We start from the raw sequence: 16,749 nt of genomic DNA on the forward strand, positions 1-16,749 counted from the left end.
CCTCCGGCGGCATGCGGACGACGACCGCGCCCGACGCCGGCGCACCCGAGACCGTCGCGGAGCTCATCGCGCGCCAGTGGGGCGACGACCGGCCCGGCCTGAAGTACGGGGCCGGGGGCCCCACCGGCGTCACCGTGCTCAGCCGGCACCGGACCGCCCGGGAGTGCGCCGCCCGCGCCGCGCTCCTCGCCGACCTGCTGCCGCCGGGGGCGGAGCCGCACGTGGGGGTGCTGCTCGACAACACCCCCGAGTTCCCGTTCTGGCTCGGCGCGGCGGCCCTCGCCGGGGCCGCCGTCGCCGGGATCAACCCCACCCGGCGCGGCCCCGAGCTCGCCCGCGACATCCTGCACACCGACTGCCGGATCCTGGTCACCGAGCCCGCCCACCTGCCGCTGCTGCGCGGCCTCGACCTGCCCGGCGTACGGATCCTCGTCACCGGCACCGAGGCGTACGAGGCCCTCCTCGCCCCCTACGCCACCGCCCGCCCCGGCGAGGCGACGCTCCGCCCGCCCGGCCCCGGCAGCCGGCTGCTCCTCTACTTCACCTCCGGCTCCACCGGCGCCCCCAAGGCCGCGATCTGCACCCAGGGCCGGCTCGCCGCCGCCGGCCACTCCCTGGCCCGCTCCTTCTCCTTCACCCCCGACGACGTCCACTACATCTGCATGCCGCTCTTCCACGGCAACGCCGTCATCGCCGACTGGCTGCCCGCCCTCAGCGCCGGCGCCCCCGTCGCCCTGCGCCCCCGCTTCTCCGCCTCCGCCTTCCTGGACGACGTACGGGCCTACGGGGCGACGTACTTCACCTACGTCGGCCGGGCCGTCCAGTACCTCCTCGCCACCGGGCCCCGCCCCGACGACCGCGCGCACCCCCTGCGCCTCGGCTTCGGCACCGAGGCGGGCGCCGTGGACGCGGCCCGCTTCGCCGAGCGCTTCGGGGTCCGCCTGGTGGAGGGCTACGGGGCCACCGAGGGCGGCGCCTCCGTCCAGCGCGTCCCCGGCACCCCGCCCGGGGCCCTCGGCCGGGCGGGAGCGGGCGACGACCTGGCCGTCATCGACCCGGACACCGGCCGCGAGTGCCCGCCAGCCGTCCTCGACGCGCGGGGCCGCCTGCTCAACGGCCATGAGGCCATCGGCGAACTCGTCAACCGGGGCCGCAGCCTCTTCGAGGGCTACTGGCGCAATCCCGACGCCGAGGCCGCCCGCACCCGCGACGGCTGGTACTGGACCGGCGACCTCTTCTTCCGGGACCCGGAGGGCTTCCTCTACTTCGCGGGCCGCACCGACGACCGGCTCCGGGTCGACAGCGAGAACCTGGCCGCCGCCGTGATCGAGAACATCCTGGCCCGCTGGGAGGCGGCCTCCGCCGTCGCCGTCTACGCGGTGCCGGACGAGGTCGCCGGGGACCAGGTCATGGCCGCCCTGGCACTGCGCGAAGGGGCCGTCTTCGACCCCGGGGCCTTCGCCGCCTTCCTCGCCGCCCAGCCGGACCTCGGTACGAAGATGGCCCCGCGCTACCTGCGGATCCTCGACGCCCTGCCCGTCACCGCCACGAACAAGGTCCACCGCGTCGCCCTGCGCCGGGCCGGCTTCCGCTGCCCCGACCCGGTCTGGCACCGCACCCCCGCCGGCTACCGCCCGCTCGGCACCGACGACCTGGCCGCGCTGCTGACGGCGTACGGGGCCCAGGGCCGCCGGGACCTCCTGGAACGCTGAGCGCCCGCCCGCGCACGCCCCCGGCCAGCGGTTTTGAGCACCCCCGGGGAGCAGGTAGTATTTTCTCTGTCAGCAGGCGCCGCTAGCTCAGTTGGTTAGAGCAGCTGACTCTTAATCAGCGGGTCCGGGGTTCGAGTCCCTGGCGGCGCACCTGTCCTTCGGGCGGTTTCCGGTCACACCGGGAACCGCCCGAAGTGTTTCCCGGCCCCTTCGCCGCCGTGGCCGGCCTCAGAGCGCGAGCGACAGCAGCAGCGGCGCGGCCTTGCGGTTCAGCGCGTCGGCGGCGGCCCGCAGCCGGTGGGCGTGCTCGACCGGCATCGACAGCGCCAGGCAGCCCACGGCGGATCCGGCCGTGATCGGCACCGCCGCGCAGACCGTGCCGACGGCGTACTCCTGGAGGTCCAGCACCGGAACGGTGGCCGGCTGGCTGTCCAGCCGGGAGAAGAGGATCCGTTCGTTCACGATCGTCTTCGAGGTGAGCCGGGCGATCTTGTGCCGGGAGAGGTGGTCCCGGCGGCCGTTCTGGTCGAGCTGGGTGAGCAGGCACTTGCCGACCGCGCTGGCGTGGGCCGCCGAGCGGAAGTCGACCCACTCGTGGACCTTCGGCGTGCGCGGGCTGTCCGCGAACTGGGTGATGCGGACCTCACCGTCGACGTACCGGCTGATGTACACGGCCGCGCCGACCGAATCCCGCAGCCGGGCGAGGGTGTCCTGGAGCTTCTCCTGGAGCGCCTGCTGCCGGTCGGCGCCGGAGCCGAGCAGCACCAGGGAGTCGCCTATGGCGTAGGCGCCGTCGGAGACCTGGAGGACGTAGCCCTCCCGGCGGAGCATGAGCAGCATCGGGGTGAGGTGGGCCGCGGGCAGGCCCGTCTCGCGCGCGATCTGGGCGTCGGTCACGCCGCCGGTGTGCCGCGAGATCGTTTCGAGTACGCGCAGGGCGTACTGCACCGAGTGGAACGGCGCGGTCGGCTCGGGCTTCAGCGCCACGGTCTCCCCCTACCAGGTTGTTACCGCTTGCCCCTTCACGATAGCCACCAAGGGGCGCCGCGGCAGTGCCTGTTGGGAAGATTGATGGCTCAATCACGTCCCTCGGCCAGGGCCTACCCGCTTGGCATATGCCAGAGACATGACCTCCTCGGAAGGTGGGCCGGGAATGCCGGGAGCCTCCCCACGGTTCGAATTCCTCGTACGGACATGAGCGCGACGGGACGGGAGCGGCGATGAGCGACACCGGGGATGCGGGCCGGCACACGGGCGGCGGGGAGACCGGCGGCACGGGGGTGACCGGCGCCGGTGCTGCCCGCGCGGAGGCCGGCGGCGCCGTCCGGGGCACGGTCCGGGGCACGGCTCCGGTACCGCTCTCGGTGCTCGACCTGGTCACCGTCGGCAGCGGCAGCACCGCGCACGCGGCCCTGCGCACCAGCGTGGAGATCGCCCGGCTCGCGGAGTCCCGCGGCTTCCACCGCCACTGGGTCGCCGAGCACCACTCCATGCCCGGGGTGGCCAGTTCCTCCCCGGCCGTGATCCTGGCCCACCTCGCCGCCCACACCTCGCGGATCCGGCTCGGCTCCGGCGGGGTGATGCTGCCCAACCACGCCCCGCTGGCCGTGGCGGAGCAGTTCGGCACCCTGGAGGCCCTCGCTCCCGGCCGCGTCGACCTCGGACTCGGCCGCGCGCCGGGCACCGACCCCCGTACGGCTGCGGCGCTGCGCGGGGCCGGGCGGCTGGAAGAGGCCGCCGACGGCTTCCCCCGCCAGCTCGCGGAGCTCACCCGCTTCCTCGACGACGACTTCCCGGACGGGCACCCGTACGCCCGCGTGCACGCCGTGCCCGGACCGGTCCAGGGGCCCGCCGGCCGGCCGCCGATCTGGCTGCTCGGCTCCTCCGGCTTCAGCGCCCGCCTCGCGGGGGAGCTCGGTCTGCCCTTCGCGTACGCCCACCACTTCTCGGCCGCCGGCACCCTGCCCGCCCTCGACCTCTACCGCCAGAGCTTCCGGCCCTCCGCCGTACTGGACGCGCCCTACGCCCTCATCGGGGTCTCGGCGCTCGCCGCCGACACCGAGGAGCGGGCCCGCGCGCAGGTGCTGACCGGCGCGCTGTCGATGCTCCGGCTGCGCGGCGGCCGCCCGGGGCTGGTGCCGACGCCCGAGGAGGCGGCGGCGTACCCCTTCTCGCCGATGGAGCGGGAGTTCGTCGACGGCTGGCTCGCCAACATCGTCCACGGCACCCCCGACGAGGTCCGCTCGGGGCTCGACGCGCTGGTGCGGCGGACGGGCGCCGACGAGCTGATGCTGACCGCCAACGCCCATGGCGGGGACGCCCGGGTGCGCTCGTACGGGCTCGTCGCAGATGCGTACGGGATGCCCACGGAGGCATCGACTCCGGCTTGAGCGCGGGCGAACGGGGTTTGGCTGGTTTGTTGCCGAAATCTTGCCGGAGCATGACCTAAGACATCCTTAAACCGCTCGTCACCCGGGGTGGCGGGCGGTTTTCCCTATGCCTCCAGCGCTCTGACGAGCGGATTTGGCCCGGCAGTGGTCTAGTCCTTGTTTGGTCCAAACCATTGACGGGGGCGCGGGGTGATCGCTATCACTTCTCTCACCTGAAGCTGATGCTCTCCCCTCCCACCCCCCGGAGGCAGTTCATGCACATCCGTAAACCCCTCATCGCGGCCGCCGCCACGGCCGCGCTGGCAGCCGGAGCGCTGGCCACCTTCGCGGGACTGGGCACCGCCCAGGCCGCCGACAGCTCCACCACGGCGAGCGCCGGCGGCGTGAAGATCGCCTACTACGACCAGTGGAGCGTGTACGGCAGCGCGTTCTACCCCAAGCACCTCGACACCCGCGGCATCGCGGGCAAGCTGGACGTCATCAATTACTCGTTCGGCAACATCCACCCCACCAACCTCACCTGTTTCGAGGCGAACAAGGCGGCGGGCGACGACAACAACCCCAACGCCGGTGACGGTGCGGGCGACTCGTACGCGGACTACCAGAAGTCCTTCGGCGCGGCCGACAGCGTCAGCGGGGTCGCCGACAAGTGGGACCAGCCGATCGTGGGCGTCTTCAACCAGTTCAAGCAGCTGAAGGCCAAGTACCCCCACCTGAAGATCAACATATCGATCGGCGGCTGGACGTACTCGAAGTACTTCAGCGACGCGGCGAAGACCGACGCCTCCCGCAAGAAGCTGGTCTCCTCCTGCATCGACCAGTACATCAAGGGCAACCTGCCCGTCGACGGCGGCTTCGGCGGCCAGGGCAGCGCCGCCGGGATCTTCGACGGCATCGACATCGACTGGGAGTACCCCGGCTCCTCCGGCGGCCACCTCGGCAACCACTACGCCCCCGAGGACAAGCAGAACTTCACCCTCCTGCTCAAGGAGTTCCGCGACCAGCTGGACGCCTACGGGCAGGCCAACGGCGGCAAGAAGTACCTGCTCACCGCGGCCCTCCCGGCCGGCCAGGACAAGATCAAGTACATCGAGACGGACAAGATCGGCGCGTACCTCGACTACGCGAACATCATGACGTACGACATGCACGGCGCCTGGGACGCCGACGGGCCGACGTACCACCAGTCCCCGCTCTACTCCCCGGCCGGCGACCCGACCGACCCGATCGCGCCCGGAACCCAGAAGTACAGCGTCGACAACGCGATCGACTCCTGGATCGACGGCAACCCGGCGTACGGCATCACCGGCGGCTTCCCCGCCAACAAGCTCACCCTGGGCTACGAGTTCTACTACCGCGGCTGGAAGGGCGTCCCCGCCGGGTCGGCGAACGGCCTCGCCCAGTCCGCGACCGGCCCCTCCGGCGCCCGGCCCACCAGCCAGCAGGCCGGCATCGCCAACTACAAGGAGCTCGGCGGGATCGTCGACAACCCGGCGACCAGCTACTGGGACGACCAGGCCAAGGCCTCGTACTTCTACAAGGACGGCGAGTTCTTCACCGGCCTGAACCAGAAGTCGATCCAGGCCCGGGTCGACTACGGCAAGCAGCGCGGCCTGGCCGGCGCGATGATGTACTCGCTGCTCGGCCTGGACGACAAGACCACCCTGCTGAACCAGATCTCGGACGCCCTCGGCGGCACCACGCAGCCGCCGACCACCCCGCCCACGACGCCTCCGACGACGCCTCCCACCACCCCGCCCACCACGCCTCCGACCACGCCTCCGACCACCGGATGCGGCGCGCTCCCGGCCTACGTCGCCGGCACCGTCTACACCGGCGGGAGCCAGGTCGCGTACAACGGCCACAAGTGGCAGGCCCAGTGGTGGACGCAGAACGAGACGCCGGGCTCCACGGGCCAGTGGGGCGTCTGGAAGGACCTCGGCGCCTGCTGATCTCCCCCCACCCCGCGCCGAGCGCGAGCCCGCCCCGCCCCCCTCACACGAGGGGGTGCGGGGCGGGCCCGTCGGCGCGCGGGGCGCTCTGCCGGCGGATCATCGTGGCGATGGCCTCCGGGGCCACCGCGCGGGAGTACAGCCAGCCCTGGCCGGTGTCGCAGCCGACGCGGCGCAGCCGGGCGGCCTGCCCGGCGGTCTCCACGCACTCGGCGGTGACGGTCAGGCCGAGCCGGTGCGCGAGCTGGACCAGAGCCTCCACGATGGTCTCGTCGGCCGGGTTGGGGTGGGCGCCCTCGTCGTAGCGGAAGCCCCGCACGAAGGAGCCGTCCAGCTTCAGCACCGAGACCGGGAGCCGGCTCAGGTAGGCCAGGTTCGAGTACCCGGTGCCGAAGTCGTCGATCGCGATCCGCACCCCCATGTCGCTCAGCGCCTGGAGGGCCTGGAGCGGCCGGCCCGCGGAGCCCATCACCGCGGACTCCGTCAGCTCCAGCTGGAGCAGCTGCGGGGCGAGTCCGGTCTCGGCGAGGATCTCCGCGACGTCCCCGACGAGGTCGGAGTCCCACACCTGGCGCACCGCCACGTTCACCGAGACGAACACCGGCGCGTCGCTGGGCTGCTCGATCTGCCAGCGCCGCGCCTGGCGGCAGGCGGTGCGCAGCACCCACCGGCCCAACTGGACGATGGAGCCGTCCTCTTCGGCGATGCCGATGAACCGATTCGGCGTGAGCGTGCCGAACTGCGGGTGCTTCCAGCGGACCAGGGCCTCCACCCCGCGCACGGCCCCGCTCTCCAGGTCCACCAGCGGCTGGTACTCCAGCTCGAACTCGCCCCGTTCGACGGCCGGCCGCAGCGTCGAGGACAGGGCCTGGCGGGTCATGCGGTGGGCGTTGCGCTCGGGGTCGAAGAGGGTCCAGCGGGCCTTCCCGTCGGCCTTGGCCCAGTACAGGGTGGTGTCGGCCGCCTGCATCAGGCCGGTCGCCGAGGTGCCGGCGGCGTCCCGTTCCACCACGCCGATGGACGCCGAGACCGACAGCCGCTGCCCGGCCAGGTCGAACGGCTCCTGTACGGCGGCCAGGACGCTGCGCGCCAGGTCGGTGAGCTGCTCGGTGCCGGTGGAGTCCTCGACCAGCAGCGCGAACTCGTCGCCGCCGAGCCGGGCGACGAGGTGGCCGCCGGTGCGCCCGTACCCGGACTGGTCGGCGCACTGGGTCAGCCGGGCCGCGACGGCGGTCAGCAGCCGGTCGCCCACCCGGTGCCCCAGGGTGTCGTTGACGGCCTTGAACCCGTCGAGGTCCAGGTAGCACAGGCCGATCCGGCCCGTCCCGCCCTGCCCGTACGACGGTGTCTCCAGGGCGGCGGAGAGCCGTTCGAAGAACAGCGTCCGGTTGGGCAGCCGGGTCACCGGGTCGTGCATCTGGAGGTGCCGCAACCGGGCCTGGAGGTCGCGCCGGTCGCTGATGTCGGCGACGGACAGCAGGACGTCCTGGGTGCCCGGCACCGGCCCGAGCGTGACCTCGGTCCACAGCGAGTGCCCGTCGGGGTGCTTGAGGCGCCGCGTGCAGCGCAGCCGCGCCTGCCGTCCGCGCAGCACCTCCTGGTAGGCCTGCCAGGTACGGGCCTCCGCCGCCAGGTCCACCAGGTCGGCGGCGCGCCGTCCGGCGAGGGCCCGCGGCTCGGCTCCGAGCAGCGCGGCGAGGGCCCGGTTGGCGGCGAGGACGTCGCCGTCACGGCCGACGAGCGCCATCGCGAGGTGCGCCGCGTCGAAGGCGGCCCGGTAGTCGCGCGGCACGGCCGCCACTGCTGGGTGACGCTCCGTAAGGGCCGATCGGATGCGGTCGGCCGCCGAACCGGTTCCTTCTGGGGTTCCGCTCACCCTTGGCTCCCGCAGTGTTCGTGAGTGTCCGTGCAGGAAAGTGTGCCGATCATAGAGGCTGCCGGGAGGCCCTATCCAGCGGCGTCGCCGTGCGGGGCGCGGTCCGTCGGCGTGATGACGCCCTGCGGACGGCGTGCTGACGGAGCGTCGGCGGCGCGCCGCGCGATCGTTTCTGCGCGGCTGTGAGCAGGCGGGGGCTTCCCCTGATCTCCCGTGATCGCACGTGACGTTCTGTAGACAGGGGCGTCAAGGCGGCGGGTCGCCGACTTGACGCACCGCTCACTCGGCTGGGGCAGCGGAACAGGGCATTAGTAAGACAATCGCCTCAAAGTGGATGGGAGGGTACGAATCCACCACCGGAGGTCGATGTGCCGCGCCAGGAGACACCCGGGGGAGTGGACCGCTCCCGCATCCGAAGCACCGCGGCGGTGCTCACCTCCATGACGGCGATGGCCGCCATGTCGCTCGTCGCCGGACCCGCGGTGGCCGACCCGCGGACCGGCGGCCCCTGCGCGCTGACCCGTACGGCCGCGCACCACTCCCTCGGCGTGGACAGCTGGAACCGCGCCTACCCCAAGCCGGAACGCTCCCTGCACGCGGTGCTGGTCTTCCTCTCCTTCCCCGACCACCAGCCCGCCGTGGCCCCCGCGGAGCTGACGTCCGACTACTTCCCGGCCACCAGCGACTACTTCGCCCGGGCCTCCTACGGCCGCTTCCGGCTGGTCCCGCACCCGCAGGAGCGGTGGATCCGGATGCCCCGCCCGTCGACCGCGTACGCCATACAGCGCGACTGGGCGCCCGAGAACCGGGCGGCGTACCTGCGCGACGCGGTCGCGGCCGCCGATCCGCAGGTGGACTTCAGCAAGTTCGACGTCGTGTACTTCGTCGCCGACCCCAGCGCCCCGGGGGTGGACTCCGACGCCACCAAGGTCGTGAACTTCGAGCACCCCCTGCGGGCCGACGGCACGGACCTGCGGCGGATCGTGACGGTCTTCGAGCACCACCCGCCGGACCGCAACGTGCTGGCCCACGAGACCGGGCACGTCTTCGACCTGCCCGACCTCTACCACCGGCCGACGGACGGCAAGGGCGACTGGGACACCTTCGTCGGTGACTGGGACGTCATGGGCAGCCAGTTCGGCATGGCCCCGGACCTGTTCGGCTGGAACAAGTGGAAGCTGGGCTGGCTGGACCCCGCCCAGGTGGACTGCGTGCGCGCCGGCACCACCCTGCACACCCTCCAGCCGCTCTCGGACGCCCCGCCGCGCGGCGGCACGGGCGGCACCCGGCTCGCGGTGATCCGCACCGGGCCCGGCAGCGCGATCGCCATCGAGGCCCGGGGCGCCTCCGGCAACGACGGGAACACCTGTACGGAGGGCGTACTGGTCTACCGGGTCCGCAACGAGGCGGCCTCGGGCGGCGGTCCGATCGAGGTGCTGGACGGGCACCCGCGGACGGAGGCCTGTTGGGACCGCTCGGTGTACCCGCAGCTGGCGGACGCCCCGCTGGAGGTCGGGGAGACGTATACGGTGCCGGGCGAGCGGATCAAGATCGAGGTCGCGGACCGCACGCAGTCCGGCGCGTACACGGTGAAGATCACCACCTGACGGACGCATGACGAAAAGGACCCCCGCTCCGAAGAGCGGGGGTCCTTTCCCGTCTGTGCGCCGCCAGGGACTCGAACCCCGGACCCGCTGATTAAGAGTCAGCTGCTCTAACCAACTGAGCTAGCGGCGCCTGCTGACGTCGTAGACATTAGCACCAGGTCCGTCCGAAGGAAAAATCGATACCGGACCGCGGGCGGCGTGCAGGAACGCCCAGAGCAGGGAGTCCGGGCCGGGGAGCCAGGGCAGCCGGGCGTCGGGGGCCACCAGCCAGCGCGAGGGGCCGGGTGCGGAGGCGGAGGCCGCCCGCAGCGGAGGCACCGTGACGGCGTCGCCGTGGCCGTGGCAGAGCGGGGCCGCCGCGGCCGGGCTCCACTCCTCCCAGGCGAGCAGCGCCGGCAGCCGCTGGGCGGTGCCGGGGGCGGCGAAGAGCAGCATCCGGCCGCGGTGCACGGCAGCCGGTCCCGAACCGGGCCCCCGCTCCCACAGCAGGTCCAGCATCCGGCGGCCCAGGACGAGCGGAACGTTGACGACGTCGAAGGCGACCCCGCAGGGCAGCACGGCGGGCGCGGTCGGGCGGGCCTGCCAGGCCGCGAGGGTGCTCCGCGGGTGGGCGCAGGCCGAGGCCAGCCAGGCGGCGCCCTGCGGCGTGACCTCGGTGGCGGGGGCGGTGCGCGCGTCGAGACCGTCGAGGGCGGGGCAGCCGGTGGCCGTCGTCAGTGTCGTCATATGCCAAGGTCTACCGGCCGTAGTGAGACCGTTCCCACGAGTTACCGAAAACCGGGACACGGGGGGCGCTGCTGGGGTATGTTGCGCCGCGCATATGCCAGCGGGCTCCGCGCGAGGAGGCGCGGAGCCCGCTGGCATGGTGCGGGTGGTGTGGATGGTGCCGGGTCAGGCGTCGGGGGCCGGGCCGCGCTGGAGGTCCTCACCGAATTCGATCATCTTGCGCGCGTAGTCCTCGGTCCACTCGGCGGCCTCCGCGATGGCCTGCGCGGAGAGCCGGTCGAAGCGGCGCGGATCCGCGAGCTGGGCCGCGGCCAGCGCCTGGAACTCCACCGCTCTGTCCTGCGCGGCCCGGAAGGCCAGCGTCAGCTCGGTGGCGCGGGCCAGCAGCTCGCGCGGGTCCTCGATCGATTCCAGGTCGAAGAAGTGCTCCGGGTCCGTGGCGGCCTCCGAGGGCTCGAAGAGCAGCGGCGCGGGCCGCAGCCTCCGCTCGGTCCGCTCGGGCTCTGCCATGCGTGTCCTCCTGCTGCGCGTACGAAATCCTCCGGGCCACCCTCCATTGTCCAGCGTCGCGCAAGGGGGCCGGGGTCTCGCGCGGTGGCGGGCTCCTCGGCGAGGTCGGCGAGATCCGCGAGGTCCGCGAAGACGCCGTCCGGCCCGTGGCGGGCGCCGGGGCCGGGCGCGGGGCCGGCCCTCCGGGATGGAGGCCGCACGACGTGCGGCGCCGCCGCCGCACGGGGAATCCGTACGGCGGCACCTCCTCCGGCGTGCTCACCCCGGAGCGGCCGGACCCCCCTCGCGGAGGCCGGCGAGACGCTGCGCCCCTACGGCCGCCACGCCACCCGGTGTTCGGCCAGGTGGGCCAGGACCGAGTGGTTCGCCTCCCAGCCGTCGGGGAACTTCACCGTCACGCCGAGCTGGACCGGTTCCGTCGACGGGTGGTCGTCCAGGAGTTCCGCTATGCCCGCCCGGGCCACCACCACGCAGGCGTGCCGGTGGCGGGAGGCCAGCACGCACAGCCGGCCCGTCTCCAGGTGGAACGCCGTCGCGTCGGGGCGGCCCGACAGCGGGTGCAGCACCACGGTGAGGTCGTACTCGCGGCCCTGGAGCCGGTTCGCGGTGTCCACCGTGACCCCGCCGACGCCCAGCGCGGCCAGGGCCGTGCGGATGGCGGCGGCCTGGTCGCGGTGGGCGGTGCCCACGGCGATCCGGGCCGGCGTCAGCGGCGCCGGCCGCGGGGACTGCTCGTCGGTCGTCACGGCGCCCCGGTCCAGCGCCCGCCGGACCACCAGCGCCACCGCCCGTACCGCCTCCGGATCCGTGCGCGGGGTGTGCCGGGCGGGCAGCTCCAGCAGGCCCCAGCCCGCCTCGGCGGCCTCGTCCAGCACCCGGTCGGGGCCCGAGCCGTCGCCCGCGACCCCGTACGCGAGCCGCCGCTCGCCGGGGCCCGTACCGCTGCGGAACCGGGCGTACGGGTAGAAGGCGCGCGAGACCAGCGGCGCGGCCGTCGCCGGGAGCCGCCACGACACCGGCAGCCGGTGCTGCGGCAGCTGCGGGTTGTGCGCCAGCAGGGTCGACACCGCCGAGGCCGACGGGTCGTAGGACAGGCCGGCCCACTGCTCGGCACCCACCACGCTGAAGGGGTCCAGCTGCCCCGGATCGCCCACGAACAGCGCCCGCTCGAACAGCCCCGCCACGGCCAGCAGCGCGTCGGAGCGCATCTGGTACGCCTCGTCGACGATGGCGTGCTCCCACGGCTCGGCGTTCTTCACGTACGCCCACTTCGCGGCCGTCGAGAGGGTGACCGGCAGCTCCGCGAGGTCGCCCGGCTTCGCCGAGAGGGTGACCGACGGCAGCTCCCGCAGCGCCGGATCGAAGGCGTCGGCGTCGCTGCTGTGCAGCCGGCCGATCCTGAGGTCCGGGTCCTTCGCGGCGAGCCGCAGCACGAGGTCGTCGACCTGCGCGTTGGTCTGCGCGACCACCATCAGCCGGCGCCCGGCCGCCGCGAGCTCCCGGGCCGCGCGCACCACCAGCGTCGACTTCCCGGCCCCGGGCGGGGAGTCCACCACCACGCCCCGCTCGGTGCCGTGCAGGGTGTCGCGCAGGATGGCGGCGGTCGCCTGGGCGGCGGCCGCGCCCGGGTCGAAGGTCGTCACAGGAGGTCCTCGTCGGTCACGGCGTCGGCCGGGGCGTGGGCGGCGGCGGAGCCCGGCGGCCCGCCGTGCGTCCAGGGCGTGTTCTCGGGGTCGGGCAGCTTCGGGCCGCCCCGCGCGTCGTGCTCGAACAGCGTCCAGCACAGCCGGTCGCCCTTCTCCGGCACCGAGCCCGGTTCGGGCTCCCGGCCGCGGCCCATCTTGTCGAGCAGCCGCAGCACCAGCTGCCCGTCCTCGGCCACCCGCACGAACTCGGCCGACTGCGGCCGGCCGTCCAGCGAACGGAACACCTTCTGGCCGCCCCCGTGCGCCAGTTGCGGCCGGTCCTCGGTGGCCAGGAGCACCAGGGGGCGCGGGGCGGGCCGCTTGGCCGGCGTCCACTCCATCACCACCTCGGTGACCTCGCCCGCGAAGGCCTCGCCCGTCATGCGCCGGCCCGCCATGACGAGCGGGTCGTCCAGCGCCTCCTGCGCGTCCAGGCGCACCTGCTCCGTCTCGCGCGTGGCCAGCTTCTGCGCCGCCGTCACCGCGTCGTCGCGGCGCGGCTGCGGGGGCTCGCCCGCGCGCACCCGGTCGCGGTGGCCGGTGTACGACCAGCGGTCGCGGGTCCAGCGCTCCTCGACGTGCTCCCCGGGCGGCAGCGCGTCCAGCAGGTCCAGGGCCTGCCACACCGCCTCCCAGGTGCCCCGCATCTGGTCCACGACCAGCCGCCGGACCTCCTGTTCGGCCTCCCGGACCGCCGCCCCGGCCTGCGCGGGCACCTCGCCGCCGCGGGGTCCGGCCGCCGCCCGGGCCGCGTCGAACCTGGTGATCGCCGGGGCCAGCAGCTTGTTGTCGAACGCCGGATCGGTGGCCGGGCCGGCCGGCGGGACCAGCAGCTGCCCCCGCCCGTCGCGCCCGAGTTCGGCGCGCAGCGCCCGCTCGGCGCCGCTCGCACCTTCCTCGGGAGTGATCCAGGCCAGCAGCGCGCCGAGGTGCTGGTCCTCCAGGGTGCTCTGGCCGGTGGCCCAGTGCCGCCCCAGCAGGTCGGTCGCCGCCAGCAGCATCGAGGAGCCCGGCACCCGCGCGCGCTCCCCGAGGTGGGTGAACCAGCGGCCCAGCAGCGGCACCTGGGCGGGCGCCGGGTAGGGGTTCTCCGGGTCCTCCTCGGCGGTCCGCCGGAACCGCATCGAGCGCCCGAGCAGGCGGACGTACTCGATGCCCGCCCGGCTCGGCACGATCAGCTGCGGCGCGTCCACGCACAGCTCGGTCTCCACCTTGACGCGCTTGCCGGACTCCGGATCGGTCTCGGTGCGCTCGGCGGGCTCGACGGCGTCCGCGTACCCGTCGACGTACGGCATGACCTGGCGGGCCAGCTCCGCCAGGAACTGCCAGCGCAGGTCGCGGTCACGCGGCTGCGGTATGACCAGGATCCGCGGATCCGCCCGGTCGGTGCCCACCATCGCCCCGAGCGGCGCCCCGGCCTCGCCCGCCGTGGTCAGGGGTACGAAGACCAGCGGACGCGCGCTCAGGTGCCGGTGCCGTACGGTCGCCAGCGGCTGCGCCCGGCCCGCCCGGACGGCCTGCAGCCGGGCCACGGTGGTCAGCAGGGACATGCGCCCTCCCCGGGGGCGGCCCCGGCGCGGGCCTGCTCCAGCGCCTCGGCGCGCAGCCGGGCCGCCTGCCGCAGCGCGGCCGCGGTGGGATCGTCGGCGGGGCCCGCGCCGCCGGCCGCCGCGAGGGCGGCCTCGACGGTGGCCAGCCCGCCGAGCTCGCCCCGTACGGAACGGCCCAGCGCGGTCACCTCGCCGGTCTCCCGGGCCCGCTCCCGGCAGTGGAAGGCCAGCTCGCAGGCGGCCAGGCACTCGGGGGCGTAGGCCGCGCCGACGGCGGAGACGGCTTCGGCCAGTTCCCCGGGGCTGCGGGCCGGGTCGAAGCCCAGCCCCTCGGGCAGCCGCGCGGCCAGCTCCTCGACCCGGGTCAGCCGCTCCAGCTGGCGCCGGGTCACCGACCGCTCCCGGCGTACGTCGACCAGCGCGGCGGTGGGCAGGTTGGAGAAGTCCTTCGGGCAGACGAGCACCACCCGGTGGCCCACCTCGGCGCCCGCCACCTTCTCGGCGGTCCGCTCCAGGGCCAGCACGTAGACGGCGGCCTGCCGCGCGGCGGCGCCCACCTTCGCGGAGTCGGCGGCCCCGTCGATCATCGGGAACGACTTGATCTCCACCACGGTCCACCGGCCGCCGGGGTCCACCACGACGGCGTCGGGCTCCAGGTAGGCGGGGGTGCCCGCCACCTCCAGGGCCAGCATCGGATGGTCCAGCAGCGTCCACGCCCCGGCGGCGGTCGCCTCCCGCAGGGCCAGCGCCGTCCGGGCCGCCCGGCCCTCGGGCCCGGCGGCGGTCAGGTCGGGCACCCGGGCGTCCGGTCCGGGCGGCTCGCCAGGACCGCCCAGCCGGGCGTGCGCGAGCCGCAGCAGCTCGGCCCCGCCGTCGCCCTTGACCTTGGCCTCGAAGGAGTTGCCCCGGACGATGGCGAACTGCGACTGCCCGAAGGCGGCCGGCGATCCCAGCGCCGTCGCGAGCGCGCCCTTGTCCACCCCGGCGCCGTCGAGCAGGGCCCGTCTGCCGCAGCCGGGGTTGGCCGCGAGCGCGGCGAGGGACCGGGCGTCGAGCGGCCGGGGCGGCACGGCGGGGCCGCGCAGATCAGCGAGGCGCTGCCGCAGGGTCGTCTTCCGCGGGGGAGCGGCGGGCGGGTAGGAGCTCACGGGCGGAAGTGTCCCATCCGCCACTGACAATCGGGGACGTACCGCGAAAACGGGCCGGTGGTGTGCCGGGCGCGGCTCCCGCCGCCGGGGCGAAAGGTTCCTGCTCGACGGCGCCGGGGTGGCCGGCGGCGGCGCTCCGCCGGGCGGCGAGGGCGCGGGCGATCAGCAGCCCGGCGCCCATCACGGCGGCCCCGGCGACCGCGTCGAGGAAGTAGTGGTTGGCCGTTCCCATCACCACGACGGCGGTGAGCGCGGGATAGGCCAGGCCCAGCCCCCGCACCAGCGGCCGCCGCGCGTGCCGCCACACCAGCAGCCCGCACCACAGGGCCCAGCCGACGTGCAGGCTCGGCATGGCCGCGTACTGGTTGGTCAGCGCGCCGAGCCCGCGCGGGGCGCTCGCCGCGCCGCCCCACCAGCCGTAGGCGCTGTACTGGGCCATCGTGTCCGTGAACCCGTACGGGGCGTCGAGCAGCCGGGGCGGACAGGTGGGCAGCAGCGCGAAGCCGGCGAGGCCGAGGAGGGTGGCGGCCACCAGCCAGGTGCGGGCGGTGCGGTAGTGCGCGGGGCGCCGGCGGTAGAGCCACACCAGCACGGCCGGGGTGAGCAGGTAGTGCAGGGAGGCGTAGGCGAAGTCGGCGGCTATGCCGAGCGGGCCGGTGCGGGAGAACAGCCGGTTCAGGGGTCTCTCGAAGTCGACGCCCAGGAACTCCTCCACGCGCAGGACGGCCAGCCCGTGGTCCACGGCGAGGGCCGCGTCCCCCCGGGCGAGGAGCCGGCCGGCCGAGTACGCCCCGTAGAGGAGTCCGAGGAGCAGCAGTTCCGCCCACCAGCGCGTGGGTCCGGGCCATTTGGTCATGAGGGGTAGGACGCTCGGCGGACGCCCCGAGTTGCCCTGTGTTCACGTCGTGGATGATGGACGGACGACGGAACCGCCGCATCGCGGACGAACCCCCACGGACCGGGAGAAACACCTATGGCCCCCCGCATCCTGCTGGCCCGCCACGGACAGACGGCGTGGTCCCGGCTGGGCAAGCACACCGGGCGCACGGACGTGCCGCTGCTGGAGGAGGGCCGGCAGGGCGCGAAGCTGCTGGGCGAGCGGCTGGCCCGCGAGCCCTGGGCGGGCCTGCGCGGCCTGGAGGTGCGCACCAGCCCGCTGGTCCGGGCGAGCGAGAGCTGCGACCTGGCGGGCTTCGGGCTCCAGGCGGAGCCCTGGGACACCCTGATGGAGTGGGACTACGGCGACTACGAGGGGATGACCCCCGCCGAGATCCAGGCGGTCCGGCCGGGCTGGCTGATCTGGCGCGACGGGGTCCCCGGCGGCGAGTCCGTCGCGGACGTCGCGGCGCGCGCGGACGAGGTCGTCGGCTGGGCGCGCTCGGCGGAACGCGATGTCCTGGTCTTCGCCCACGGGCACATCCTGCGCACCCTGGCCGCCCGCTGGCTCGGTTTCGAGGCCTCCTTCGGCGCCCGCATCCGCCTGGACCCGACCTCCCTGTCCGTCCTGGGCTGGGCGTACGGGGCCCCGGCCCTGGAGCGCTGGAACGACACGGGCCACCTGGACGCCTGACAACGGCGCCGCCGCCCCCGGCC

13 protein-coding genes and 2 tRNA genes are annotated in these 16,749 nt (G+C 74.4%); 6 read left to right on the forward strand and 9 right to left on the reverse strand.

Annotated features, from left to right (window positions below; genetic code table 11):
• Positions 1-11 precede the first annotated feature (11 nt).
• Both ACZ6ZT_RS05895 and ACZ6ZT_RS05900 read left to right on the forward strand, forming a co-directional pair.
• Positions 12-1,712 carry an AMP-binding protein gene (locus ACZ6ZT_RS05895; protein ID WP_469715940.1) on the forward strand — a complete coding sequence of 567 codons (1,701 nt, stop codon included), beginning with the start codon at positions 12-14 and terminating at the stop codon, positions 1,710-1,712.
• 76 nt (positions 1,713-1,788) lie between these two features.
• Positions 1,789-1,862, forward strand: a tRNA-Lys gene (locus ACZ6ZT_RS05900).
• A gap of 78 nt (positions 1,863-1,940) precedes the next feature.
• Here the strand turns inward: ACZ6ZT_RS05900 and ACZ6ZT_RS05905 are convergent.
• Entirely contained in the window at positions 1,941-2,699 is a 759-nt protein-coding gene (locus tag ACZ6ZT_RS05905; RefSeq protein WP_469715943.1) for an IclR family transcriptional regulator, read from the reverse strand.
• Positions 2,700-2,932: 233 nt separating this feature from the next.
• On the opposite strand from ACZ6ZT_RS05905, the gene ACZ6ZT_RS05910 reads away from it, so the two are divergent.
• The gene (locus ACZ6ZT_RS05910) at positions 2,933-4,102 is read left to right on the forward strand and encodes an LLM class flavin-dependent oxidoreductase (RefSeq protein ID WP_469715945.1); all 1,170 of its coding nucleotides are present in this window, start codon (positions 2,933-2,935) and stop codon (positions 4,100-4,102) included.
• A 254-nt stretch (positions 4,103-4,356) separates the two neighbouring features.
• The gene (locus tag ACZ6ZT_RS05915; protein WP_469715946.1) at positions 4,357-6,054 is read left to right on the forward strand and encodes a glycosyl hydrolase family 18 protein; all 1,698 of its coding nucleotides are present in this window, start codon (positions 4,357-4,359) and stop codon (positions 6,052-6,054) included.
• A gap of 43 nt (positions 6,055-6,097) precedes the next feature.
• On the opposite strand, the gene ACZ6ZT_RS05920 is transcribed toward ACZ6ZT_RS05915, so the two are convergent.
• Positions 6,098-7,930: a putative bifunctional diguanylate cyclase/phosphodiesterase gene (locus ACZ6ZT_RS05920; protein WP_469715949.1), complete on the reverse strand. Its 1,833-nt coding sequence runs from the start codon at positions 7,928-7,930 to the stop codon at positions 6,098-6,100.
• A gap of 368 nt (positions 7,931-8,298) precedes the next feature.
• Between ACZ6ZT_RS05920 and ACZ6ZT_RS05925 the strand changes: the two genes are divergently transcribed.
• Complete coding sequence (locus ACZ6ZT_RS05925; RefSeq protein ID WP_469715950.1) at positions 8,299-9,537, forward strand: M6 family metalloprotease domain-containing protein; 1,239 nt, start codon at positions 8,299-8,301, stop codon at positions 9,535-9,537.
• 56 nt (positions 9,538-9,593) lie between these two features.
• Here ACZ6ZT_RS05925 and ACZ6ZT_RS05930 read toward each other — a convergent pair.
• The 7 genes from ACZ6ZT_RS05930 to ACZ6ZT_RS05960 all read right to left on the reverse strand — a co-directional run bounded on the left by ACZ6ZT_RS05930 (position 9,594) and on the right by ACZ6ZT_RS05960 (position 16,012).
• Positions 9,594-9,667: transfer RNA gene (locus tag ACZ6ZT_RS05930), tRNA-Lys, on the reverse strand.
• The gene (locus ACZ6ZT_RS05935) at positions 9,658-10,263 is read right to left on the reverse strand and encodes a bifunctional DNA primase/polymerase (protein WP_469715952.1); all 606 of its coding nucleotides are present in this window, start codon (positions 10,261-10,263) and stop codon (positions 9,658-9,660) included. The genes ACZ6ZT_RS05930 and ACZ6ZT_RS05935 overlap by 10 nt, the downstream gene beginning before the upstream one ends.
• A 165-nt stretch (positions 10,264-10,428) precedes the next feature.
• A complete protein-coding gene (locus ACZ6ZT_RS05940; RefSeq protein ID WP_469715954.1) occupies positions 10,429-10,773 on the reverse strand; it encodes a hypothetical protein in 345 nt (114 codons plus the stop codon).
• Positions 10,774-11,084: 311 nt separating this feature from the next.
• Entirely contained in the window at positions 11,085-12,416 is a 1,332-nt protein-coding gene (locus tag ACZ6ZT_RS05945; RefSeq protein ID WP_469715956.1) for an AAA domain-containing protein, read from the reverse strand.
• Positions 12,413-14,008: a hypothetical protein gene (locus ACZ6ZT_RS05950; protein ID WP_469715958.1), complete on the reverse strand. Its 1,596-nt coding sequence runs from the start codon at positions 14,006-14,008 to the stop codon at positions 12,413-12,415. The genes ACZ6ZT_RS05945 and ACZ6ZT_RS05950 overlap by 4 nt, the downstream gene beginning before the upstream one ends.
• On the reverse strand, positions 13,996-15,186 hold the full coding sequence (locus ACZ6ZT_RS05955) for a hypothetical protein (protein ID WP_469715960.1): 1,191 nt from the start codon (positions 15,184-15,186) through the stop codon (positions 13,996-13,998). The genes ACZ6ZT_RS05950 and ACZ6ZT_RS05955 overlap by 13 nt, the downstream gene beginning before the upstream one ends.
• On the reverse strand, positions 15,095-16,012 hold the full coding sequence (locus ACZ6ZT_RS05960) for a phosphatase PAP2 family protein (protein WP_469715961.1): 918 nt from the start codon (positions 16,010-16,012) through the stop codon (positions 15,095-15,097). The genes ACZ6ZT_RS05955 and ACZ6ZT_RS05960 overlap by 92 nt, the downstream gene beginning before the upstream one ends.
• 117 nt (positions 16,013-16,129) lie before the next feature.
• Here ACZ6ZT_RS05960 and ACZ6ZT_RS05965 point away from each other — a divergent pair, with 117 nt between their 5' ends.
• Positions 16,130-16,726 carry a histidine phosphatase family protein gene (locus tag ACZ6ZT_RS05965; protein WP_469715962.1) on the forward strand — a complete coding sequence of 199 codons (597 nt, stop codon included), beginning with the start codon at positions 16,130-16,132 and terminating at the stop codon, positions 16,724-16,726.
• The last annotated feature ends 23 nt before the right edge of the window (positions 16,727-16,749 follow it).

The organism is Streptomyces sp. NPDC102258 (assembly GCF_055584685.1).